Source organism: Ferrimonas futtsuensis DSM 18154 (genome assembly GCF_000422645.1).
Taxonomy (GTDB): domain Bacteria; phylum Pseudomonadota; class Gammaproteobacteria; order Enterobacterales; family Shewanellaceae; genus Ferrimonas; species Ferrimonas futtsuensis.
The window spans coordinates 54,668-78,149 of record NZ_AUGL01000009.1; the positions used below are offsets into that span (position 1 = coordinate 54,668).

18 protein-coding genes and 1 riboswitch are annotated in these 23,482 nt (G+C 57.5%); of the genes, 9 read left to right on the forward strand and 9 right to left on the reverse strand.

The window, feature by feature from the left end; translation table 11 throughout:
* Window positions 1-170: 170 nt before the first annotated feature.
* Window positions 171-270, forward strand: a riboswitch (purine riboswitch).
* A gap of 21 nt (window positions 271-291) precedes the next feature.
* The gene (gene add / locus G505_RS0107535; RefSeq protein WP_028109015.1) at window positions 292-1,287 is read left to right on the forward strand and encodes an adenosine deaminase; all 996 of its coding nucleotides are present in this window, start codon (window positions 292-294) and stop codon (window positions 1,285-1,287) included.
* Between the two features lie 282 nt (window positions 1,288-1,569).
* Entirely contained in the window at window positions 1,570-3,045 is a 1,476-nt protein-coding gene (locus G505_RS0107540; RefSeq protein WP_028109016.1) for a peptide MFS transporter, read from the forward strand.
* Window positions 3,046-3,111: 66 nt separating this feature from the next.
* On the opposite strand, the gene G505_RS20865 is transcribed toward G505_RS0107540, so the two are convergent.
* Both G505_RS20865 and G505_RS0107550 read right to left on the reverse strand, forming a co-directional pair.
* Window positions 3,112-5,556: an EAL domain-containing protein gene (locus G505_RS20865; protein ID WP_051215972.1), complete on the reverse strand. Its 2,445-nt coding sequence runs from the start codon at window positions 5,554-5,556 to the stop codon at window positions 3,112-3,114.
* A gap of 319 nt (window positions 5,557-5,875) precedes the next feature.
* Complete coding sequence (locus G505_RS0107550) at window positions 5,876-7,045, reverse strand: iron-containing alcohol dehydrogenase (RefSeq protein ID WP_028109017.1); 1,170 nt, start codon at window positions 7,043-7,045, stop codon at window positions 5,876-5,878.
* A gap of 125 nt (window positions 7,046-7,170) precedes the next feature.
* On the opposite strand from G505_RS0107550, the gene G505_RS20870 reads away from it, so the two are divergent.
* Window positions 7,171-8,097, forward strand: a complete 927-nt coding sequence (locus G505_RS20870) for a LysR family transcriptional regulator (protein WP_051215973.1) — start codon at window positions 7,171-7,173, stop codon at window positions 8,095-8,097.
* Here the strand turns inward: G505_RS20870 and G505_RS20875 are convergent.
* Window positions 8,033-9,013 carry an alpha/beta hydrolase gene (locus G505_RS20875; protein ID WP_051215974.1) on the reverse strand — a complete coding sequence of 327 codons (981 nt, stop codon included), beginning with the start codon at window positions 9,011-9,013 and terminating at the stop codon, window positions 8,033-8,035. The genes G505_RS20870 and G505_RS20875 overlap by 65 nt on opposite strands.
* Window positions 9,013-10,494, reverse strand: a complete 1,482-nt coding sequence (locus G505_RS0107565) for a wax ester/triacylglycerol synthase family O-acyltransferase (protein ID WP_028109018.1) — start codon at window positions 10,492-10,494, stop codon at window positions 9,013-9,015. The genes G505_RS20875 and G505_RS0107565 overlap by 1 nt, the downstream gene beginning before the upstream one ends.
* A gap of 470 nt (window positions 10,495-10,964) precedes the next feature.
* Here G505_RS0107565 and G505_RS20880 point away from each other — a divergent pair, with 470 nt between their 5' ends.
* The 3 genes from G505_RS20880 (at window position 10,965) to G505_RS0107580 (ending at window position 14,491) form a co-directional block, all read left to right on the forward strand.
* A complete protein-coding gene (locus tag G505_RS20880) occupies window positions 10,965-11,483 on the forward strand; it encodes a PH domain-containing protein (RefSeq protein WP_169628197.1) in 519 nt (172 codons plus the stop codon).
* Window positions 11,473-12,969: a PH domain-containing protein gene (locus G505_RS0107575; protein ID WP_028109019.1), complete on the forward strand. Its 1,497-nt coding sequence runs from the start codon at window positions 11,473-11,475 to the stop codon at window positions 12,967-12,969. Before G505_RS20880 ends, G505_RS0107575 begins: the two co-directional genes overlap by 11 nt.
* 259 nt (window positions 12,970-13,228) lie before the next feature.
* Complete coding sequence (locus G505_RS0107580; RefSeq protein WP_028109020.1) at window positions 13,229-14,491, forward strand: hypothetical protein; 1,263 nt, start codon at window positions 13,229-13,231, stop codon at window positions 14,489-14,491.
* 61 nt (window positions 14,492-14,552) lie between these two features.
* Here the strand turns inward: G505_RS0107580 and G505_RS0107585 are convergent, their stop codons facing one another.
* Window positions 14,553-14,936 carry a hypothetical protein gene (locus G505_RS0107585; protein WP_028109021.1) on the reverse strand — a complete coding sequence of 128 codons (384 nt, stop codon included), beginning with the start codon at window positions 14,934-14,936 and terminating at the stop codon, window positions 14,553-14,555.
* Between the two features lie 265 nt (window positions 14,937-15,201).
* Between G505_RS0107585 and G505_RS0107590 the strand changes: the two genes are divergently transcribed.
* Window positions 15,202-15,426 carry a hypothetical protein gene (locus G505_RS0107590; RefSeq protein ID WP_028109022.1) on the forward strand — a complete coding sequence of 75 codons (225 nt, stop codon included), beginning with the start codon at window positions 15,202-15,204 and terminating at the stop codon, window positions 15,424-15,426.
* Here G505_RS0107590 and G505_RS0107595 read toward each other — a convergent pair.
* Both G505_RS0107595 and G505_RS0107600 read right to left on the reverse strand, forming a co-directional pair.
* Window positions 15,413-16,084, reverse strand: coding sequence for an SDR family NAD(P)-dependent oxidoreductase (locus tag G505_RS0107595; protein WP_028109023.1), 672 nt, complete (start codon window positions 16,082-16,084; stop codon window positions 15,413-15,415). The genes G505_RS0107590 and G505_RS0107595 overlap by 14 nt on opposite strands.
* A 66-nt stretch (window positions 16,085-16,150) precedes the next feature.
* Window positions 16,151-16,783 (reverse strand): YchE family NAAT transporter, encoded by a 633-nt coding sequence (locus G505_RS0107600; RefSeq protein WP_028109024.1) that lies wholly within the window; start codon window positions 16,781-16,783, stop codon window positions 16,151-16,153.
* A 297-nt stretch (window positions 16,784-17,080) separates the two neighbouring features.
* On the opposite strand from G505_RS0107600, the gene adhE reads away from it, so the two are divergent.
* Window positions 17,081-19,687: a bifunctional acetaldehyde-CoA/alcohol dehydrogenase gene (gene adhE / locus G505_RS0107605; RefSeq protein ID WP_028109025.1), complete on the forward strand. Its 2,607-nt coding sequence runs from the start codon at window positions 17,081-17,083 to the stop codon at window positions 19,685-19,687.
* A 175-nt stretch (window positions 19,688-19,862) separates the two neighbouring features.
* A complete protein-coding gene (locus G505_RS0107610) occupies window positions 19,863-21,737 on the forward strand; it encodes a putative bifunctional diguanylate cyclase/phosphodiesterase (RefSeq protein WP_157509108.1) in 1,875 nt (624 codons plus the stop codon).
* Here G505_RS0107610 and G505_RS0107615 read toward each other — a convergent pair.
* Window positions 21,712-23,001 (reverse strand): alpha/beta fold hydrolase, encoded by a 1,290-nt coding sequence (locus tag G505_RS0107615; RefSeq protein WP_028109027.1) that lies wholly within the window; start codon window positions 22,999-23,001, stop codon window positions 21,712-21,714. The two genes, G505_RS0107610 and G505_RS0107615, sit on opposite strands and share 26 nt — an antisense overlap.
* A gap of 17 nt (window positions 23,002-23,018) precedes the next feature.
* Entirely contained in the window at window positions 23,019-23,411 is a 393-nt protein-coding gene (locus G505_RS0107620) for a VOC family protein (RefSeq protein WP_028109028.1), read from the reverse strand.
* Between the last annotated feature and the right edge of the window lie 71 nt (window positions 23,412-23,482).

Consider the following 23,482-nt stretch of genomic DNA (forward strand, 5'->3'; position numbering starts at 1 on the left):
CGTCGCGACGCACCTCCAAGAGCAAGAGCCCCTCTACGGGGCCTGGATCACGTTGAAAGAGGTGTCACTGCCGGCTGAGCACCGAGTGGCACAGGTCACCAAAACGTAACAGTGAGGCAGCGAAAAACACCCATTCCACCCCGCTTGGCAACCTAATTGGTGCTGTGGTAGACTCGCCGCGAACATTGCTTCATATAATCCCGATGATATGGTTCGGGAGTTTCTACCAAGAGCCGCAAATTCTTGATTATGAAGTCTTTAGCTTTTTTCCTTATAGAAAGGTAGAGACTCATGAATCACTTTGACTTGCCCAAGATCGATCTTCATTGCCACCTGGACGGCAGCGTACGCCCCCAGACCATCATTGACCTGGCCCGTCGCCAACAGTTGTCTCTGCCCAGTGAAGATGTCGATCATATCAAGTCGCTGATGATCGCCCCTGAGACTTGCCCCAATCTGGATCAATACCTCTCCCGCTTCGAGTTGCCCCTGTCTGTGATGCAGACCGAAGAGGCGATTGAGCGTATCTCCTTCGAGTTGTTTGAAGACGCCGCCCTGGAGAACGTGAAGTACCTGGAGGTGCGTTTCGGCCCGCTGCTGCATAGGCAGAAAGGGCTGGAGCTTGATCAGATTATTGGCAGTGCCATCAGGGGGATGCAGCGCGCCGAACAACAGTATGACATTCGGGGAAACTACATCCTCTCCATACTGCGCACCATGCCCAAAGATCACATCAATGACGTCATCGACGCCGGTGCCCATTACCTGGGCAAAGGGGTGGTGGCCTTCGATCTGGCGGGCAGCGAACGTTCCGGCTTCTGCCATGAGTTCATCCCCTACGCCCAGTACGCCCGAGACAAGGGATTCAGGGTAACCATCCATGCCGGTGAGCAGGGGGATGGACAGAATGTGCACGACGCCGTGGCACTGCTGGGGGCCGAGCGTATCGGTCACGGCATCCACATCAAGGGGCACCCGGACGCCTATCAGCTGGTGAAAGACCGGTCTGTTGCGCTGGAAACCTGTCCCAGCAGCAACGTCCAGACCAAGGCGGTGGAGTCTCTGGCGACTCACCCGGTCAAGGCATTCCACAAAGACGGGGTGCTGATCACCATCAACACCGACAACCGCACCGTCTCCAACACCACCATGACCGATGAGGTTCGTAAGGTGATGGCCGAGTTCGAACTGACCCTCGAGGAGTACTTCGAGATCTACCGGGTCAGCGTGGAAAACGCCTTTGCCTCCAGTGAGGTGAAAACCAGGCTGCTGACCTACCTGCCTTAAGGTTTGCCCAGCACAAACAGGCCCCGCAACAGCGGGGCTTGTTTTGAATTGACCCAGCCACACATTCAGTCACACCCGACTGAACAACACAGCCCAATCTCATTCCCGTAAAGGATTATTTACAAAATCACCCCGGAATGGCACAGAACAATATTCCGCTTTGCGAGGTCGTGCGTAGGGGATCGGGCTGCTCAGTGGTAAAATCCGCAACCTGTTGTAATCATTGAATTTGTTCTCTTTTCAACCATTGAGAGCAGAAAGTTCCTACAAAGAGAAGTAGTTATGTGGAACCGATTGAATAGGTCCATGATGGTGTGCCAGATGATGTTTGGCATGTCCTTCTATGGCGTAATGGCGGTACTGACCCGCTTCTTCCTGGAAGACCTGGGGTACTCCGAAGCCGATACCATGATGGTGGTGGGTGCCTTCTCGGCCATTGGCCCCCTGTTTGCCATTGCCGGCGGCTTTATCGCCGACCGCTTCCTGGGCGCTTACCGCTCCCTGAGTCTCTCCTTTACCTGCTTCGGCGGCGGCTACGCCCTGCTGGTATTGGGCGCCTCCATGGCCAATGTGCCCATGAGCCTGGCGGGCATCGCCCTGGCCAGTTACGCCCGTGGCCTGATGTTCCCCGCTTATTCGCCGCTGTTCAAACGCACCTTCAAGACTGAAGAGGACTTCGAGAACGGCTATGCGGTGAACTACTCCATCAACAACATCGGCGCCTTCATCAGCCAGTACGCCTTCCCGATGATCATCCTGGTGATCGGTTTCAATGGCAGCTTCGCCCTCTCCTCCGCCATGGCGATACTGGCCTTCGTGCTGATGGTGGTAAACCGTAAGCCGTTGCTGGAAATCAGCCCTGAGATCGACCGCAAGCCGGTAAGCATGACCAACTGGGCCCTGTTTGTCGCCATCTCCATCGCCATGATCGGCTTGGTGTTCTTCATGTTCTCCAACATGGAGGTCGGTAAGAACATCGTCTACGCCATCGGCCTGGGCGCCATCGGCTACCTGGTGGTGCTGATGTTCAAGGCCAAGAAGCCTGAAGCGATGCGCATGGGTACCATCCTGATCATGGTGATGCTCTCCATCGCCTTCTTCGTCTACTACGGCCAGATGATGACCTCCATGACCCTGGTGAGCATCAACACCATGCGTGGCGACCTGTTTGGCTTTATCCCGCTGGCTCCCGAGGCCTCCATGGCGATGAACCCCATGTGGTGTATGGTTGGCGGCCCGCTGATCGCCCTGGTGTTCTCCTCCCTGGAGAAGCGTGGCATCCACTTCACCACCGCCACCAAGGTCGGCTTCGCCTTTATCCTGACCGCCATGGCGTTCGGTACCCTGACCCTGGCGGTGATGACCGTGGGCACCGACGTGGTGATTCGCCCCGAGGTGTTCCTGGTGATTCACTTCTTCCAGGCCCTGGCCGAGGTGATTGTTGGCTCCATGGTGGTGGCCTTCATCCTGCAGGTGACCCCCAAGCACATCGAGGCGTTCTCCGTCAGCCTGTTCTCCGTCTCCATCGCCCTCTCCGGCGTGGTGAGCGCGGTGTTCTCCACCTCCATCGCCGTGGAGAAAGGCCAGGAGATCACCCAGTCCATCGTTCAGAACCTCTATGGCGACTACTTCGGTATGCTGACCTTGATGGCGGTGGTGATGGTGGCGGTGGCCTTCAGCGCTTCCCAGCTGATTAAGAAGATGCTGGGCAAAGAGGAGCTGGAACCTGCCGGTGAACTGCAGCAGGCCGAAAGCTAAGCGAGCCCGAACCGGAAAAATCCCCGCAGACGCGGGGATTTTTTTGTTAAAAAAGCGCTGCGGGGGTTACCAGTAAAACTGACGCTCTCTCTCAATAAACCGGTCCAGATCCGGTTCGGACAGAGGCTTGCTGAACAGAAAGCCCTGAAGGTAGTCGCATCGGTGTGACACCAGAAATTTCATCTGCTCCCGGGTCTCTACGCCCTCTGCAATCACCTTCAACCCCAAGCTGTGAGCCAGAGAGATGGTGGCGATACATATCTCCTCATCCCCCTCATCCGCACCGATATCGCCCACGAAGGTACGATCAAGCTTCAGGGTGTGAATCGGCAGTCGCTTGAGATAAACCAGTGAGGAGTGGCCGGTACCAAAGTCGTCAATTGCCAACTGCACGCCCAGGTTGCTCAACAGAGTAAGCTGATGAGCGGCAAACTCCGGCTCCTGCATGGCAGCCGATTCTGTGATTTCAATCTGCAGCTCGTTCTCTTCTATTTCGTACTGCTCCATGAGCCGGGCCACCGTACTCACCAGGGCATCCGACTGCAGCTGCCTCACTGAAATGTTGACCGCCACTTTGATGGGTTTATCTTGACTCAGCTTTAACTCGGAGAGCTTTCTGCAGGCTTGTTCCAACACCCACTCACCCAGAGGAATGATGAATCCCGTTTCCTCGGCAATGGGAATAAACTTATCCGGTGGCACCATCCCCCGACTCGGATCGTTCCAACGCAACAGGGCCTCAACACCACAAAGAGAGCGATCAACAGAATCCAGCTGAGGCTGGAAATAAAGCTCAAATCGTCCCTGTTTTAACGCCGAACGCATAGCGTATTCCAACTCCAGCCTCTCATTGGCGGCGATGGACATCACCGGCGAGAAAAACTGATAGTTGTTGCCCCCCCTCGCTTTAGCCTGGTACATGGCCACGTCGGCATTTTTCAGCAGGTCAGCGACAGTCAGGGCGTCATTCGGATAGAGGCAGACACCGATACTGGCTGTGGTCTCCAGCTTGCGACTGTTCAACTGATAGGGCCTGTGAATGACTCTCATCAGCTTTTCCGCAATAACGGACACCTTACGCTGCTCCTGGAGTCCGGTGATCACTATGACAAACTCATCGCCACCAATGCGGGCAACAATATCCTCTTCACGAACGCATGTTCTTAATCGATCGGCCACTTTAACCAGAAACTGGTCTCCCGCCTGATGCCCGAGTGAGTCGTTGATGTTCTTGAATCGATCTAGGTCGATGAAGATCACCGCTAACGCCTTTTCGGCTCGAGTACAGCTCAGCATCGCCTGTCCCAGGCGCTCTTCAAGGCTGTATCGGTTGCTCAGCCCCGTCAGAACATCATGATGAGCCAGATGAGATATCTGGGCCTGAACCTCTTTCTGTTCACTGATATCCCGATAATTTGCGATGTAAAAAGATTCTGACTCCACCCGGTCAGTCACCAGGGTAATCGATGTCCAAACAGGATAATTTTCGCCACTTTTTCTCCGGTTCCAAAGCTCACCACTCCAAAAACCGAATTTAGTGAGCCGACGCCACATTTCGGTATACACATCCGTCTCGGTTTCCCCACTGGATAGGATTGATGTCCTCCTTCCCCTAACATCTTGCAAGGTATAGCCCGTCATCTTCACGAAAGCAGAATTAACATCAAAAATTCTATTTTTACTGTCCGCAATAAGAATGGCATCACCACTGCTTTCAAATGCGTTCCCATAAATTCGGAGAGCTTTCTGAGATTTCAAACGCTCCTGATCCCGGCGAGCCTTTTCTGACCTTTGGATAATTGTCAGATACCCAAAGGTCACCATGAGCATTCCGATTAACAACCAAATTGACAAATAGGTGAGCAGCAGGTTTTTCTCAGACTCATCAATCATGTCGAAATAGGGTGAAAGCGGAAGATTCAACCCGATAGCCCCACGCATATCTCCGGTTTTATAACCCAATATGCCGTGGCATTTATCACACCCCGGTTCCATGTACATCGCCCGCAGGTAGCGCAGGTAGGGCTCCCCATCGATCTCCACCTCAGCCCAGACCTCTTTGCTCTCCCCCCGGTCAAAAGCCTGCAGATGATCAGTTTCCCATTGGTCAGGTTTATTATTAGGATTCAGTTGCTTCAACCCGGTTATGCGCTCCCTCACACCATAGGCTTCGGCATAAGCGTCCATCATCTGATGCAGCATGGTGGCGGGGTTCAACAGGGTCAGTTTCAGGCCGCCGGTGGTAACAACATCGCGATCTGGAATATGGTCCAGCCAGGGTACCGACTGTTGAGTATTGGTTATGGGCACATAAACACCGCCGTGCTCGGTGCCCCAGCGCCGAAAAGTGATGTCCTTATTAAGGTTGGTTTTCGCTTCGGCATAGGCCTGGCCCATGATCTGTCCGCTGATGGACTTGGCATTCCACAGATAAGAGAACACTATCAGTGCAGTCCAAATCAGTAGTGGGATCAATGCCACTTTTAATGCCCTAAAATGAACGGAACTCATGAGACTTTCCCTAGTGTAGTCCTGATTCTTACATTTCCGGGCAGATCAACCCAGCGTGCTCCATACCTGACCGAGTAAAACAATCACCAATTCCAATTTTAAAAATAGGAGTGGCAAATTCATTGTACTAACAGAAATAGTTACTGTGATTTGATAATGATCACCTTGCAGTAACTTTCCTGAGAGGCGCATCTCTGGCTCATGTTGTGTCTACAATAACGTGCGATTGATAATAGTTGCCCGTATCTCTGTGCAAGATGTTATGCATAAAAAAAACCGCCTCATAGAGAGACGGTTTTCTTTCAGTTACACCGCCATTCTATACGGCGGCTTCCAGAATGGCGCGACTGCGGGCCAGATCGATGTCGCCGTGCTCACCCAGTTTCACCATGCCATGACGTTCCAGCTGTGCCACCAGGGTGTCCACCACATCGGCACCGTGGCCGTACTCGCTGATGCGGGTTTTCACCTGCATCTGCTCGAAGAAGGCGCGGGTCTTGGCAATGGCCGCATCGATGCGGGCGTCGTCGTCGCCCTCGGTGATGCCCCACACCCGCTCGGCATACTGAACCATCTTGGCGCCCTTGGTGACACGCTGGGCCTGCATCAGGTTGGGCAGGACGATGGCCAGGGTCTGGGCATGATCCAGTCCCAGGGCGGCCGTCAGCTCGTGACCGATCATGTGGGTCGCCCAGTCCTGGGGAACACCCTTACCAATCAAAGTGTTCAGCGCCAAGGTGGCCGCCCACATGATGTTGGCACGTACGCCGTAGTTCTGCTCCTCGGCAGGCTTGCCGACGTCGGCCAGGGCCTTGGGGCCCTCCTCAATCAGGGTCAGCAGCAGGGATTCGGCAAACCTGTCCTGAATGGGGGCATTCACCGGGTAGGTCAGATACTGCTCCATTACATGAACGAAGGCGTCAACCACACCGTTGGCCACCTGGCGGGCCGGCAGAGTGTAGGTGGTGGTGGGGTCCAGAACGGAGAACTGGGGGAACACCAGAGGGGAGCTGAACGCCAGCTTGTCTTCGCCGCGGGTCACCACTGAGTTGCCGTTGGCTTCCGAGCCGGTGGCCGGCAGAGTCAGGATGGTGCCCAGAGGCAGAGCCTGAGTGACGGGCACCTGCTTCGCCAGGATATCCCAGGGATCCTGTCCTTCGTACAGGGCCGCCGCCGCCACAAACTTGGTGCCGTCAGCGACGGAGCCGCCTCCCACAGCCAGCAGAAAATCGATCCCTTCGGCCTTCACCTTCTCAACCGCGCCCATCAGCTCGTCATATTTGGGGTTAGGAGAGATGCCGCCGTGCTCGAACCATTGATAGTTTGCCAGGGCGTCGGCCACCTGCTGATACACACCATTGGCCTTGATGCTGCCGCCGCCGTAGAGCACCAGAACCTTGCTGCCTTCAGGAATGCAGTTACCGATGTTGGCAATCTCGCCCTGCCCAAACAGGATGCGGGTGGGATTTTGATAATCGAAGTTGTTCACGGCGGACTCCTTGTGCAATGTCACCGGGGTTTCTTGATGTCAGGCATTGTAGCCCTCCACCATTGTATGTAAATATTCGTTTTTGCGAGAACACTGTCAATTAAACCTAAACAATCGGAGCGTTCATGCGCAGCACCTCAGACGCGATGCAGATCTTTGCCACCGTCGTGACCGAAGGCAGCTTCACCCAGGCGGCCAAGACCCTCTCCCTCTCCAAGGCGGCGGTCAGCCAGCAGGTGAAACAACTGGAGTCCAGGCTTGGAGTCAAGCTGCTGAACCGGTCCACCCGAAAGCTTAGCCTGACCGAAGCCGGTCAGGACTACTATCACAGCTGCTTACGGGTGCAATCGGAGATTCAGGCCGCCGAAGAACGCCTGGCGGAGCTGCAGGGGGAACCCAAGGGCAGGCTCAAGGTCACCTGCACCGCCAACTTCGGCACCCGCCACATCGTACCGGCCATCATCGCCTTCAGGCGCCTTTACCCCGCCATCGGCATCGAACTGATTATGAACGACCAGATACAGGAACTGGTGGCAGAAAACATCGACGTGGCGTTTCGATTTGGCCCGCTTTTGCCCAGTCAGCTGGTGGCCAGACCGGTGCTCAAGTGCCCCTACCTGCTGTGCGCCAGCCCTGAATATCTTGAGCGATACGGCACCCCGAAGAGGATCAGCGACCTCAAGCTGCACAACTGGATCATCCACCGCTTCTCTCGCCATCCGAATCGAACCAGTGTGGGTTTCAGGGGGAAAATTGAGGAGGTTGAGGTTCACGGAGACGTGATCACCGACAATTCACAGGCCAGACGTCAGTTCATCCTGGATGGACTGGGGATGGCACGGATTGCCGAAGTGGATGTGCGCGACGAGCTGGCCTCGGGTCAATTGACCAGGCTGATGGCGGATCACCATTTCGGCACCATGGAGCTTTATGCCGTCTACGTTGACCGCCAGTTAATGACCCATAAACTCAGACTGTTTCTGGAGTTTATTCAGCAGTGGTTCGAGACGCATCAGTTAACCCGGGAGACCGGGCAAAGCACTGGCGGATAAACTCGCCGCACTCCCCAAGGCTGCGCTTGGCCTCCGGCACTCTGTGCATCAGCTGAAACACATGGGGCATCCCCTGCCACACCCTCAGTTCACCGAGGTTGCCGCTCTGTTTCAGCTTGGCCGCCACCGCCCTGGCGTCATCCAGCAGCAGCTCTTCGGTCCCCACCACCACCAGCACTGGCGGCAATCCGGACAGGTCGGCGTGATAGGGGGAGTATCTGGGGTTGGTCTCCATTCCGGCACTGCCCTCGACCGAATCACGCACCAGGGCCAGGAATGAGGCGCTGAGCATGGGGTCTCTATCCAGGTTGCCCAGGACCGAGTCTCCGGAGAGGGTCAGATCAGTACAGGGGGAGAGCAGAATGGCACCGGCCGGGGCTGGCAACCCCGTGTCGCGAATGGCGACAAGAGTCGACAGGGTCAGGTTGCCTCCGGCTGAGTCGCCGGCGATCACCACCTGCTGAGGATTCACCCCCGACTCCAGCACCCGCTCATAAGCAGCCAGAGCATCGTCGTATGCCCTCTCAACCCGGTGCTCCGGTGCCAGTGGGTAATCCACCATCACCCCTGTCGCCCCGGCATGACCGCAAAGGCGAGCCAACATGGCACCGTGGGTCTGTGGGGTCTTGATGACGAACCCACCGCCATGGAGATAGAGAATCACCTTACCGCTGCAGCTTTGCGGCATCCGGTACCAGTGACAGGAGAGACCATCGATAAGGTATCCCTGGCAACGGGCTCCCTTGGGCATCACCGCCAATCTGTCCATGGAGGCCGCCACCTTGCGCACCTCGGATATCTGGCTCTTGTTCTGAATTGGCCGTTTAAAGCCGATCTTCAAAATGCGGTTGTATACCCTCGCCTGCCAGCTGGGCACCTGATTTACCGTCTCCACAGGAGGAAGCTCTGTGTGCATCAGCCGACCTCACCTCTTAACCGCGTCTTGTTCTGAATGATCTCTGTCTCCTGACTCAGGGGCTCGCCTTTAAGATCCGGACGATAGAGGTCAAACAGGCTGATGGGCTGAGTCAATGCCGACAGCTCCAGCTCATCCAGGGCCCGGTCCAGGTAAGCCGCCAACATGCCAATGTCCGGAATGACCTTGCGACACCCCAGGAAACCGAAGCACACCTTGCCGTCAAAACTGTAGGTGGTGATGTTCAGGCTCTGCCCAGGTGGCAAGGCGGACATGGGCGACACTTCGGTGACCCTGGCCCCCATCACGTACCTGCGCTCCTGCGGACCGGGCACCGTAGAGATCACCAGGTTACTGGACGCGGGCACCTTGCGCTCCAGACCAATGCGCCCTGCAATCAGCGACAGCCCCTGAATGGCGACACCGTACTTCTGATACAACTCCGCAGAGAAATGGCGAATTTCATTCTTGGTGGTCATCGCCGCCTGCCGGACACGATTCAGACGTTGCAGAGGCATCAACTGCCCCTTACTCAGTTCCACCAGGCCAAACACAAACTGGTTGTTGGCATTGAGTTGCCCCGAGTCACGAACGCTCATGGGCATCATCACCACCAGAGGCCTGTCCAACTGGATGCGTCGCTCTTCCAGATACCGGTTGAGGGCCATGTCGCAGGCAGTCAGGACCACGTCATTGAAGCTGGCGCCGGCTCGCCCACTGATCTCCTTGATGCGCTTCAGAGGCACCGTCAGGGAAGCAAAGCTTCGGCCCGAGGCCGGGGTGCGATTGAACAGGGACAAAGGGGCGGTGAAAGGCACCTTGGTGACCCCCTGGCGCACACCCAGCGCCCGGCCACACAGGCGGGCCCCCAGGCGCATCGCCTCGGGCAGCAGCTTGCTCTGCCCCGCCGCGCCGCTGAGCGCCGCCACTGCAGTTTTTACAAAACCCGGGGCTTCCATAGGCTCCCGAGCCCTGGCGGGATACTGCCAGATTGGGGTCCAGTCCTCATGGTCTGGCGTGCGGGTCAACATGGTCTTGGCATAACGATTGAGGCCTACCCCATCAAACAACGCGTGGTGCAGTTTCATAAACACCACCACGGTGCCATCGTTCATGCCGTCAATGATGTACAGCTCCCAGAGTGGGCGGGAGCGATCCAGAGGCTGAGACTGAAGCCGGCAAAGCAACTCATTTAACTGCGCACGACGCCCCGGGGCCGGCACCGCGCTGCGGCGCACGTGGTAATCCAGCTCGACCGGCACCTCTTCCCAGCGATGATTGCCGGTTATGGACAGTTTCGGGCGCCAATTGAACGGCGCCTCGACAGGCTGCTTTCCCAGAAGGCTTTGATAGAGACGCAACGCAAAGTCCGCGCGATGCTCCTCATCCGGCTGCAGCACCATCATGGGTGTCACATGCATGGGGGTCTGATTGGACTCCACCAGGAAAAACAGCGAATCCATCAGGTTCATCTTCGGCATGGCATCACCTCCCTGAGCCAAGCGACCTAGGTCGCTGCCTAATCAAGCTGCTTGAAATTCCATCACCATTGAAGCTAGCAGAGGGATGTAACCTAAGCAATTGAGACATCAATGAAATTGCAACGTGCGTCACATCACATAAGGGGCGGAATAGGATTCGATAAATTTCATCAATAGAGTTGTTGCTCTACATAGGTGATCTTTTCAGAAAGATTACAAAGGGATGCATCATGTCCTCGCTGACGGCCTCTAACCGGCGCCCGAATTAGCACGATTGGACCGGGGCCTTGCCCGTTTCTTAAACTCATTTTACCTGCCCTAAGGTGCCCAAACGATCTCCGCAGCAGCAGTGCTGACATTTGCTAACAAAAGATGGCCACCACTTACCGGTGAAAACGGCCCAAACACTTGAGTCACGGTCACGATTCCTCTAATTTCTGGAGGTACGACGGTTGCAGATGGCAGGATTCATGAGCCTGAACGATCCCATTCCACAGGAGCAGTGGATACCGACACAGCACACCCCTTATACCCAGGTAGCACCTGGCTATCTCAAACTGGTCACCCTGACCACACTGCTGGTGGGTGTGATTCCCGTAGGCATTGCGCTGGCGCTGATGATGGTGGTGTTTGCCCTTGCCCTGCCCTGGCTGCTGGCCGCGGGCTTGGTGCTGACTGTGCTTCTGGCCCTGTGGGTCTACCTAAGCCAATTGCGAGCCAAACGACTTGGCTATATGGTCAGGGAGCAGGATTTGGTGGTGCGCCGGGGCATCTTCTGGCAACGGCACACCTGCCTGACCCTGAGCCGGTTACAACATGTCACCCTCAGCCAGGGCCCCTTGGACCGTTTCTATGGGCTGGCGACTCTTCGGGGATTCACTGCGGGCTCTCCCCACGCAGAGATCACCATTCCCGGCCTCCCTTCAGATCAGGCCGAGCAGCTCAGGCAGCACCTGATGGCCAAAGCCGGAACCCGCCATGAGTCATGAGGCCGGGTGGCACAGGTTGTCTCCCTGGGCGGTGGTGGCCTTCAGCGCCAATGGCCTGTTGGATGCAGCCAAACTTGGTCTCTACGTTCTGCCGGTGGCCTTTACCGGCGCATTGGCCAAACTGCCCGACTTCTGGCTGCCACTGGCCATCGGCCTGATGGCACTGCACATACTGATCTCCTCGGCCCTGCAGTGGCTGAGGTTTCGCTTTCAGTTTGATGAGCAACAGCAACGCTTTCGCATCCGAAGTGGCGCCCTGTTCCGCAAAAAGCAGGAACTGCCCCTAACCCGCATTCAAAATGTCAGGCTGGAACAGCCCCTGCCCATGAGGCTGATTGGCAAGGTCAACCTGGTGGTAGAGACCGCCGGCAGCGGTGAAAAGGAAGCGGTACTGTGCGCCGTGGACCCCAAGTCGGCGGCCCGGCTCAAAGCCAGGCTGGTTCCCACAGCCAGCGAGCCGCAACAGGCAGCATCCGCAGACGAGCCGGTCCCGTCGACCAACCTGACGCGCCAGCCGAGACACCTGTTTCTCCATGGTTTCTGCTTTAACCAACTGGCCTGGCTGATGCTGTTTCTTGGACCTCTGTTTAGCCAGTTGGACCAGTACCCCTGGTGGGAGTGGTTGGAAGCTCATCCCGTTACCGCCCAGTGGACGGCGAGCGTTGCCAATCTGGGCCCGGCCATGCTGGTTCCCGGCGCACTGATGCTGCTGACTCTGCTCTATCTGCTGCTCAGCGTCCTATCCGGCGTAGTCAGCCTGCTGAAGTACCATCCTTATCGGCTCACTCTGGAGCCGGAGCGGTTGCAGTTCAGCGGCGGCACCCTGCACCGGATGCAGGACCTGCTGCTCAAAAGGCGCATCCAGTCCCTTTCCCTGAGCCAGTCCCCCCTGGCAAGGCTGGTGGGACTGTGGGCGATCTCTCTGAAGCAGGTAAGCGGCAGCGAGCCAGGAGAAAGGCTGCGCGGCTCTCTGATCGTCCCCGCGGTCAGGGCTGAGGAGCGTCATGCTCTGGTACAGGATTCTGTGGGAAAGGTGCCTGTTCCTCAGCAGTGGAGGTCCATCTCCCCGTTTTGGCGCAACCTGAGGCTGGCCTGGCTTCTCGGGCTGTCTCTCACGCTCTCCCTGCTGGTGGCCTCCCTCCCCTTCGGGCCCGAGCACGGCGGGTTGGTGCTGCTGCTGATGGGGTTGGTGATTATGGCGGCCATCGAGCTCAAATGGCGCCATTACGGCTTTCAACTCCAGGCCGATGGCCTCTGGCTAAGACAGGGAATGCTTGGCCAACAGTGGCATTACCTGCCCCTGGCAAAGTGCCAGTCGCTCACCCTGACCCAGACTCCAGGCCTGCGTAAACGGGGACTGACCAACCTCACCCTGTTCCTCGCCAGCGGCAAGCAGACCCTGCCGGCCATTCCTCTGGCCTTGGCCCAGGATCTGGCGGGCCGTATTCTCGAGCGGATTCGCCAGGACCAGAAAAACTGGCTTTAACTGAAATTCGTGAACTGTGCTGGATTCCCAGAGATTGATTGCCCGGCCTCGGACGCCCTCCCCCACTCGGTCATCACTCTAAAACTCATGAGGTTAGCTACCACTGACCTTAAATCCTGGCCTTGAGCTTTTGCATTCCATTGTCGCCCGGCTCGCGTGTAAATTAAGTAAATTCAATGACCTGAGACATTTTGACCTGTTGAGCCAAACCGAGACGGCCCTATCATTTTGCCTACACTTACCAATCTGATGAGGCCCTATGCGACCCACTTTATGCGCCTTCTTTGGCATCACCCTACTCGCCGGCTGCGGCTCGGGCAAATCCTCACCGGCCCAGGATCCACGATCACCGGCACCTCATGAGCAGTCTGTTCAGGAGGCAAATCAGTTTGAGGTGGTATCTCCGGTTCCCGACGCCATCGTGAACGCCTACAATCTGGACAGCGATTACTACACCAAGTACATCGACGTTTGGGGTATCCCGATACTGGGGCCGAAAGAGGTCAGCAGCGTCCTTCTTAAAAACGCCGCCGAAATCGTGGCGCATCAACTCAGTGATGACAATCTGCAGTCGGGCATGGGACCGCTCATCCGCGAGGCTTTGTATGACAAATACTTCCGGGTGGTGATCTTCCCGATTCAATCCGGCAGCTATGGCTCTACCCTGGTCCCCGAATACCGCAACTTCCCCGATGAAGCCGGTTATGGCGCCACTCCCGCCCTGCCGCTTACCGGCATCAACTCCCTGGCCCTAGCGTACCGTGGAGACAGGCCGAACCCCACCCAGGGAAATACCCTGGTTCATGAGCTGACCCATTCCATCCACCTGCTGACTCTGGACACCCTGCTGCCGGAGTTTGAGGCCCAGTTAACCAACGCCTACGAACACGCCCAAGCCGAAGATCTGTGGACCGGCACCGGCATGGGCTACATCAACACCAACCGCTTTGAGTACCTGGCGGTAGGCAGTGAACTCTGGAACAACGTCAGGGCCCACGAAGCCTTGCCCGGCCGTCCCGAGCCCATGAGCCTCAGGCAGCACCTGAAGAAGAATGACCCGGCGCTGTACAACCTGTTGGCACTCTTCTACAACGACGGCTACCGTATGACCGATCAGCTGACCATCTACCGTGGCTACCACACCCTGACGGTAGAGCTCAGCCAAGCCGATTACCCCATGGCCATCGACCTCAATCAGATCGACCGGGAACTCTACTCAGGCGAACAACGGTTCTATCTATCCAAGGTCACCAATCCCCAGGTCAGGCAAAGCGCTGAGAGCCGATACTCGTATGGATTCAGCGCTCGCATACCCGGGCACGACTACGACATTGACCTGTTCCTGCCTGATCTAACACAGGACCATCCAGACTATGTGAAAGAGGCATATCGAGTCAGGTTGACTCAGCAGGGGGTTGTGCTGACCGACTGCAGTTTCACTCGACAAGAGCTTCTCAGTTACTCAGACAGCGACGGAAAAATACGGCTTACTAACCCCACCGCCTGTGAGCTGGCTCTTTAAGGGGTGGGAAGCAGAAAAGAAAACGCCCGGCCAATGGCCGGGCGTCAGAGTGGTGCGCAGCTCAGGCGCTAGCCGCTACTGGGAAGGGCACCACATTGTCGGCCTGCTTCATTAGGCGCTTGGCGCGGGAATGAATCAGGGCGACGTTGGCCAGGGCAATATCCAAACCGTGTTGATCCGCATCGGACAGGCCCGGGTGGTCGGAGAAGACGCCGATCAGCGATACGCTGTCAGCCACCGACTCTCCCAACAGGCTCAGGGTGCGGTAATCCTTGGACATCACCAGTTCCATGGCTCGATTTTCACTTTGATAAAGACAAGCCTGCAGGCGTGAGTGCCACTTCAGGCGTTCACTCTGTTTAGGCAGGGTGGACACCACCGCAGCAGCCTGCTTGATCAGCTGTCGTGCAAATAGGCCAAACTGGGCCATTTCGGTGTGCAGCATCAAAACCTCCATCGGCCCGGCTGGATCTCCATCTCTCAGCTCAGGGGTTTAATTTCTAAAGCCGTTGAAAAAATAGACCAAGCGTCGCGCCAAAGACGTGACATCCTTCACCCTTTTGCAGGCCGATGAACAAGAATCGGTGTCCATTGAGGAATTTTTCGACTGGATCACAGGCTATACCCGCAAATTATTTGGGGGATTACTCCCAGAACTGCCCCTTTTTGGGTATAACTAGGGGTAGGAAGATCCTTTGAGGAGTGCGCATATGGAGTGGCGTTTGCTCACCGCATTGGCGGTGCTGATCATCGGAAATGGATATTGGGCCCTTCGCTACTATCAGGCAACCCGCCAAAGCAGTCGGAACGAACAACAACGGGTGGCCGAAATGGAGAGCCTGCAGGACCACTGGCTGCAGTTCTCCACCGTCGCCATCATACTGATCATGTTGCTGGCGCCCCTGGCGCGCCAGGCAATGCTCAGCGGCGGATAAGGGTCAGCTCCGAGATGTAACCGTTTTCGGAGGCGATAAGGCCGTTGGCCATCATCAGCGCCGCTTCCTCGGCGCTCATAAAGCCACTGGCATCCACATGGCTGTCGCAGCCCTGCTGCTGCCAAAATGGGGTGTCCATCCCCCCTGGGTAGACGCCCACCAGAGTCATGGCCGCGCCCTTGAGCTCAGCCCGAAGTGATTCCACCAGCCCCTTTACGCCCCATTTGACCGCACAGTAGATCGCCTCATTGGCTTTGCCCTTTTGAGCCGCCGTTGAAGCCACCACCACCAGTTGCACCTGATGCTGTCTGAATCTGGCCACCGCCTCCTTGGTCACCAGGGCAGCGGTCAGCAGGTTATTGTCCATCAACCGGCGAATTCTGGACTCGTCAAACTGTTCCACAGGACCAAAATCACCGCTGCCAGCGCAGTGGATGATCCGGGAAGGCACCTGGGGCAGCGCCTCAAACAGACCCGCTACCTGAGTTTCACAGGTCAAATCTGCGGCATGGCACACCACCTCAGAGGAGAGGGTCTGGGCCACCGTCTCCAGTTTGGCCTGGCTGCGACCCACCAACACCAGGGGCTGTCCCTGCTGACTGTACACTTTGGCCAATGCGGCCCCCAGGCCACTGCCGGCTCCGGTAATCAGAATCATTCTGCTCTCTCCAAATAGGGGCTGTGATCCCACCAACCATATTACAGGACGGTTTCAGGGCACAGGCTAGGACGCCAGCGCGGGGAACAGCGTCTTCATGCCTGCGGCGATCACCTCGATGCCGATGGACATCATCAGCAGACCCATAATACGGGTGATCACGTTAATGCCAGTCTGGCCGAGCACCTTGAAAATGACCGGCGCAGTGCGAAAAACAATCCAGCTGAGCAGCCCGAAGACGACGATGCAGGCCGCCATTCCGAGCATCGACTGAGGATCTCGGTGCTGTGAGGCAAATACAATCACCGAACTGATGGCGCCGGGACCAGCCATCAGCGGCAGTGCCAGAGGCACAACGGCAACCGAGTCCATTGCGGCCGCTTCCCGGCCCTCCTCCTTGTTGTGTTTCACCTCACCCAATTTACCCTGCAACATCGACATGGCAATAAAGGTGATCAGCACCCCGCCGGCAATGCGGAACGCGGGAATTGAGATGCTGAACAGGTTGAGGATCAACTGACCCGCCACCAGAGTCACCAGCAGGATGATCACCACGGAGAAGTTGGCCACTTTGGCGGTCGCCAGGCGCTCCTGTTCAGTCTGGTGACTGGTCAGAGACACAAACACAGGCAGCAGTCCGATGGGATTGATGATCGCCACCAGGCCAAGGAAGAATTGCAACAGCAGATAGAAGTCCACTTAGGGTATACGCCTCAATAACAGGAGCCAAAAACGAAGGAGGATACTCTAGAGAAATCCGCCCCTTGGGAAAAGTGAATTTTTCCTCGTTTAACCCCATTAACTCATTACATTTTCTAATGGCGAATGTAAGTTAGCAACATCCAAATTCGCCCAAACGTGAAGCAGTTAACGGTTTGTGACCGAGAAAAGTGTAATTTAATTACATCAGCGAAGAGCATTTTTCCTGAACATGGTTCCAAAGCCTATACTGACTTGGTTCAGAGGAAAGTGTTTTTAAATTTGAGGACAGTTTAGATGACTGACAAGTCCATTGCCGAACTGAATGCCCTGATTACCCGGGTAAAAGCGGCCCAGCAGAAATTTGCCAGTTACAGCCAGGAACAGGTGGACGCGATCTTCCGAGCTGCGGCCCTGGCCGCCGCCGATGCCCGTATCCCCCTTGCCCGTCAGGCTGTTGAGGAAACCGGCATGGGTGTGCTGGAGGACAAGGTGATCAAGAATCACTTTGCCTCTGAGTACATCTACAACAAGTACAAGGACGACAAAACCTGCGGCATTCTGGAAGAGGATGAGACCGGCGGCACCATCACCATCGCCGAGCCCGTTGGCCTGATCTGTGGCATTGTGCCCACCACCAACCCCACCTCTACTGCGGTGTTTAAGGCACTGATCGCCCTGAAGACCCGCAACGGCATCATCTTCTCCCCCCACCCAAGGGCGAAGAACGCCACCAACGCCGCCGCCAAGCTGGTGCTGGACGCTGCCGTCGCCGCGGGGGCCCCGGAAGACATCATCGGCTGGATTGACACGCCGTCTGTGGCGCTGTCCAACCACCTGATGACCCACGAAGAGATCAATCTGATTCTGGCCACCGGTGGCCCGGGCATGGTGAAGGCCGCCTACAGCTCAGGCAAGCCCGCCATCGGCGTAGGCGCCGGTAACACCCCGGTCGTAGTGGACGAAACCGCCGACATCAAACGCGCCGTCAGCTCCATCCTGATGTCCAAGACGTTCGACAATGGCGTGGTCTGCGCCTCCGAGCAGTCGGTGATCGTGGTCGACAGCATCTACGACGAAGTGCGTGAACGTTTCGCCAGCCACGGCGGCTACCTGCTGAACAAAAGCGAAACCACCAAGGTACGTAAGGTACTGCTGGTGAACGGCAACCTGAATGCTGACATCGTTGGCCAACCCGCCACCAAGATCGCCGAAATGGCGGGGATCAAGGTCCCCTCCTGGACCAAGGTTCTGGTCGGTGAGGTTACCAAGACCAGCGTCGATGAAGCCTTTGCTCACGAGAAGCTCTCCCCCACCTTGGCGATGTACCGCGCCAGTGATTTCGAAGACGCCGTGACCCAGGCGGAAGAGCTGGTGGCCCTGGGCGGCATCGGCCACACCTCCGCACTGTACACAGATCAGGACCTGCAGGTGGAGCGCATCCGCGTGTTTGGCCAGCGGATGAAGACCGCGCGCATCCTGATCAACACCCCGGCTTCCCAAGGCGGCATCGGCGACCTGTACAACTTCAAGCTGGCCCCCTCCCTGACTCTGGGTTGTGGCTCCTGGGGTGGTAACTCCATCTCAGAGAACGTGGGCCCTCAGCACCTGATCAACAAGAAAACCGTAGCCAAGCGAGCCGAGAATATGTTGTGGCACAAACTGCCTAAGTCCATCTACTTCCGCCGCGGCGCCCTGCCGGTGGCCCTGGAGGAGCTGAGCGAGCACAAGCGTGCCTGCATCGTGACCGACCGCTTCCTGTTCAACAACGGCTACTGCGATGAGACCATCCGCATCCTCAAGGGCCAGGGCCTGGAGGTTGAGGTGTTCTATGAGGTAGAAGCCGACCCGACTCTGGAAGTGGTGAAAAAGGGTGCAGATATGCTGCACAGCTTCAAGCCAGACGTCATCGTTGCCCTGGGCGGCGGCTCCCCCATGGATGCAGCCAAGATCATGTGGGTGATGTATGAGCACCCTGAAGTGGACTTCGCCGATCTGGCCCTGCGCTTCATGGACATCCGCAAGCGTATCTACCGCTTCCCCAAAATGGGTAAGAAGGCGCAGATGGTGGCGATCCCCACCACCTCCGGCACCGGTTCTGAGGTCACGCCTTTCGCGGTGGTGACCGACGAGCGCACCGGCACCAAGTACCCCATCGCCGACTATGAGCTGACGCCCAACATGGCCATCGTTGACGCCAACCTGGTGATGAACATGCCCAAGTCGCTGACCGCCTTCGGTGGCATCGATGCGGTGACCCACGCCCTGGAAGCCTTTGTGTCCGTGATGGCCAACGAGTACTCCGACGGTCAGGCGCTGCAGGCTCTGGATCTGCTGTTTAAGCACCTGCCAGACAGCTACACCGAGGGGGCCAATGCACCCAAGGCCAAGGAGAAGGTGCACAACGCCGCCACCATCGCCGGCATCGCCTTCGCCAACGCCTTCCTGGGGATCTGTCACTCCATGGCCCACAAGATCGGCGCCGAATTCCATCTGCCACACGGCCTGGCCAACGCCCTGCTGATCACCAACGTTATGCGCTTTAACGGCACCGACCTGCCCACCAAGCAGACCGCGTTCAGTCAGTATGACCGTCCTCAGGCCCTGTGCCGCTATGCCGCCATTGCCGATCACCTGCGCCTGGGCGGCGACAGCGACCTGGAGAAGCTGGAGCTGCTGATCGCCAAGGTAGAGCAACTGAAAGAGGTGCTGGACATCCCCGCCTCCATTCAGGCCGCCGGCGTGGATGAGAAGCTGTTCCTGGCCAAGCTGGACGAAGTGGCCGAGGAAGCGTTCGATGACCAGTGCACCGGCGCCAACCCTCGCTACCCGCTGATCAGCGAGCTGAAACAGGTTCTGCTGGACAGCTACTACGGCCGCCCCTACAAGGACAGCCACGAGTAAGAGACAACACTATGTCAAAGAGCCGCCTCCGGGCGGCTCTTTTTGTTTGATTTCCCCCTCTGTGGCCAGACTAACAGAATCAATAAGGTGCTATTAATCCGTAAGTTATATGGCGCACACAAATGATACAAACATTTGTTTGTAGGACTGACTTAACCACAGCGAGCTGCTAGTATTGCGAAAAATTTTCGTCTCCTCTCCCGTCTCGATGCACCTTTATCAGCCTTACTCACCTACCGTTGTCCAGGGCCTGCACTGGGTCAGTCTCGCCGGCGCCCTGGGGTTCGGTCTGTTTCACCTGCTGTTTGGCTTCAATTATCTGGTGGGCAGCCTTGAGCTGATTGCCTCCCCCTTTCTTATCTACTCCCTGATGCACACCCGGCGCACCGGGGAACTGAGCCGCCGCGCCCTGTTGGTGTTTACCCTGCTGATAATGGCCGCCATCGCCGCCTTTACCTATGACAACGGGTTTAGGGGGCTGGCCTTCGTCTTCCCCGTGGTTGCTGGCCTGTTCTACCTGATGTCCATCGCAGCAGCGGGACTGCTCGGAGGGATCTTTACCCTGGTGCTGTTTGCTCTGGGCTCCCACAGCGTCGGCCCCGACATGTTGTTGCGCTTCGGGGTGTCCGTGGTGATCACCTACTGCTTTATCTGGTTCCTGGTGCTGGGACAGAAGCAGAGTCTGTCACGACTCAACCGCTCCTATCTGACCGACCCGCTGACCGGGCTGGCCAACCGCCGCGCCATGGACAAGTGGCTGTGCCACTACCAGGGGGATCCCCACGCGCTGTGCCTGTTTCAGCTGAACATCCATCAGTTCAAGTCGGTCAACCAGAGATACGGTCGTGCCAGCGGCGACGCCCTGCTGCAACAGTTGGCGAAGCGGCTGCAGATGTTGCCAGAACAGCTCCTGGCCGATGGATTGATAGTCAGCGGGAAACAGTTACTGGCGAGAACCTCGGGAGATGAGTTTGTCCTGGGGCTTCCCATCGGCCGCACTCAGCACAGCGCCCGGGTGGCAGAGGCGATCCACCACCGGTTGACCGGAGCCTACCAGGTGTTTGAGCATCAGCTCATGCTCACCATGACCCTGGGCTACTCCAGGTGCAACCTGACCACTCCGTCGGACAAACTGCAACAGGCGAACCTGGCCACCACTCAGGGCAAGGCCACTCAGCCCGGCCTCTGCTACGAATTCAGTGAGGCGATGGCCAAGGAGATGCAGCTGGAGGCCACCATACTTCAAGGGCTGAAGCGCGCCATGGACCTTGGTGCCTTTGAACTCAAATATATGCCGATTCATGGGCTGGCCACCCCCTGGTGCACCAGTGCCGAGGTGCTGGTTCGCTGCACCCTTCCCGAGCTCAAAGGCGTTGGCCCGGACAAATTCATTCCCGTCGCCGAGAAGTATGGACTGATCTACGAGTTGGACCTGTGGATCATTCAGCGCTGCTTCTCCCAGATTCAGGCTCTGTCCCACAGTCACCGCGAGGAGGTGCGGGACCTTCGCCTGGCACTGAACATCTCCTCCATGCAGTTGAACAACCCCAAGCTGGCCCCGAGCCTCCTCAGCCTGGCAACCACCTACGGGATAGACCTCAACCGTCTGGATCTGGAGCTCACCGAGACCGCCATGGTCAGCCACACCTCAGAGGGCCTGAATATGCTCACAGAGCTTCGGCGCAATGGCGTCAAGGTGGTGCTGGACGATTTCGGCACCGGCTACACCGCCTTCACCCAGTTGCAGCACTACCCCATAGACCGGCTGAAGATCGATCGCAGCTTTGTCAGCCAGTTGGAAAGAGAGGGGGCAGAACAGACCCGCTCTCTGGTGGACGTGATCCTGAGGGTGGCGGCCATCTATGAGATTCCGGTGACCGCCGAAGGGGTGGAGACCCGGGAGCAGGAGGAGTACCTGATCAAACGGGGCTGTCATCAGTTCCAGGGCTACCTCTACAGCCCGCCTCAAAGCCTGGAATCCCTGCTGGAAGCCCGCCGTCGCCTGATGGCGGACTCCCCGGCCATTACCTCAGTGCCTGCTTACGATTGAGCGCAATCAGGCGGTCGAGGATGCGATGACCATCCATCCTCAGGCCGTTGTGCTCATACTCCGAGGTGCGCCAGGCCACCAGGTTCGCCACCTGATCGATGGTTTCCTCCGAGAAGGCGTACTCCACGAACATATCTTCGGTGTAAACCGCTGCGGCCACAGGCACCGGGTTTTTCGCCAGCTGAGCCGGGTCATACAGGGGAGGCCAGTCGCTTTTACTGGCCAGGGCATCGGCCAGGGACGCCAAAGGCTTCAGACCCTGAAACTGCTCGGTCATCCAGGGGTAGACCATCTCCCCGGTAAAGCGCAGCGGCCGGTCCGGCCGGTAATCAAACTCCGGGAACTCAGCCCGCACCCTGTGCGCCGCCCAGCGCGATGCCCGCCCCTGGTTGTAGATTGGCTCGTGAAGCAGGGTGTAGAGGGGATTGGTGTCATAATCGAGCATCTGCATCACCCCATGCAGGAAAACCGGGTTTAACACGGTACCCGCGGGAGAGGGCAGCAACGCCTGCTCCAGCAGAAAATGCAGCGCTTCGGCCCCCTCCTCCACTCCGAGGTGAATCCCCAGCAATTGGAAGCGCTCCACCGTCAGCCTGGCGCCATCGGGCAGGCGCACATCGTGGGCACACAGATAGGCGGCTATCTCATCCGCCAGAGCCTGGGCACCGGGGAAACGCTCAAAGAAAGAGCGGTTTTTCTGCGCGACCCGCTGATAGGTCGCCCGGTACACCTCCTCCGCTTCACGAACCAGGGAGGGGAGGCCCCCGGTGATGTAGGCTTCGGTGATCCCCTGATGGGCAACACTCAGGTACCGCAAAACACAAAAACCGCCAAAGCTCTGTCCCAGTATGCTCCACGGCCGCTCCCCGAGCAGCTGATGGCGGATTGCTTCGGCATCTCGCACAATGTTGTCTGCCCTGTGGTGCGTCAGGTAGTGCAGTTGCTGCTTTGCACTCAGGGCCGACAGAGCGGTGCTATGAATGGGCGTCGACAGGCCGGTGCCTCTCTGATCCAGCAGCAATACCCGAAACTCCTCCAGTGCCCGGTCCAGCCAGCCGGAACGCCTGGCGGGCCTCAGCGCACCAAACCCCGGGCCCCCCTGGAAGAACACCAACATGGGCAGCGACTCACGCATCTTGTCCGGAGCCCAAAGCTCCCGGGCAAACACCTCGATATGCGGCCCCTGGGGATCGGCATAATCCAGAGGCAGAGAGAACCGATGCTCAGCAGTTTCAACACCGGCCAGGTAGGCTTGGTTTATCATCATACGTCCTTTAAGAATCACCCCTGAGTGCGCCGCTCTGCATGCAGGGCCAACCGGTTTCCTTCACTGTCGAGAATGAGTGCCCTGAATCCATGGGGGCCGATGCTGTGTACCCCCTGGAGCACGGTCCCGCCCATGTCGGTCACCAACTCAACCGCCTCGTCGATGCGGCCATCCACATTGAGGTACACCAGAATTCCCTGTTGGCTGGTCACCTTCATCTCGTCCACCACCAGACATCCGCCATTGCCCAGTTCATGGTCCAGCACCCCGAAGCGCACCCCTTCGTACTCCTCAATCTGCACCTTGATCGCCAGCACCCGGGCGTAGAAGGCCGCCGCCCGATCAAGGTCCGCCACGGGAATATCGAACCAGACAGCGCGGTTGTAGTTGGTATTGAAATCCGTCATCTCACCTCTCCCTTTGAGCTCGCCGCCTGTCAGCCCCGCGGCAGCAATATCCTATCAGTCTGATTAACTTA

Coding starts and splice junctions, on each gene's coding strand:
- G505_RS0107540 (WP_028109016.1), top strand. CDS start 1,570: ATGTGGAACCGATTGAATAGGTCCATGATGGTGTGCCAGATGATGTTT.
- add (WP_028109015.1), top strand. CDS start 292: ATGAATCACTTTGACTTGCCCAAGATCGATCTTCATTGCCACCTGGAC.
- G505_RS0107615 (WP_028109027.1), bottom strand. CDS start 23,001: ATGATAAACCAAGCCTACCTGGCCGGTGTTGAAACTGCTGAGCATCGG.
- G505_RS0107575 (WP_028109019.1), top strand. CDS start 11,473: ATGAGTCATGAGGCCGGGTGGCACAGGTTGTCTCCCTGGGCGGTGGTG.
- G505_RS20870 (WP_051215973.1), top strand. CDS start 7,171: ATGCGCAGCACCTCAGACGCGATGCAGATCTTTGCCACCGTCGTGACC.
- G505_RS0107590 (WP_028109022.1), top strand. CDS start 15,202: ATGGAGTGGCGTTTGCTCACCGCATTGGCGGTGCTGATCATCGGAAAT.
- adhE (WP_028109025.1), top strand. CDS start 17,081: ATGACTGACAAGTCCATTGCCGAACTGAATGCCCTGATTACCCGGGTA.
- G505_RS0107580 (WP_028109020.1), top strand. CDS start 13,229: ATGCGACCCACTTTATGCGCCTTCTTTGGCATCACCCTACTCGCCGGC.
- G505_RS20880 (WP_169628197.1), top strand. CDS start 10,965: ATGAGCCTGAACGATCCCATTCCACAGGAGCAGTGGATACCGACACAG.
- G505_RS0107595 (WP_028109023.1), bottom strand. CDS start 16,084: ATGATTCTGATTACCGGAGCCGGCAGTGGCCTGGGGGCCGCATTGGCC.
- G505_RS20875 (WP_051215974.1), bottom strand. CDS start 9,013: ATGCACACAGAGCTTCCTCCTGTGGAGACGGTAAATCAGGTGCCCAGC.
- G505_RS0107565 (WP_028109018.1), bottom strand. CDS start 10,494: ATGCCGAAGATGAACCTGATGGATTCGCTGTTTTTCCTGGTGGAGTCC.
- G505_RS20865 (WP_051215972.1), bottom strand. CDS start 5,556: ATGAGTTCCGTTCATTTTAGGGCATTAAAAGTGGCATTGATCCCACTA.
- G505_RS0107620 (WP_028109028.1), bottom strand. CDS start 23,411: ATGACGGATTTCAATACCAACTACAACCGCGCTGTCTGGTTCGATATT.
- G505_RS0107585 (WP_028109021.1), bottom strand. CDS start 14,936: ATGCTGCACACCGAAATGGCCCAGTTTGGCCTATTTGCACGACAGCTG.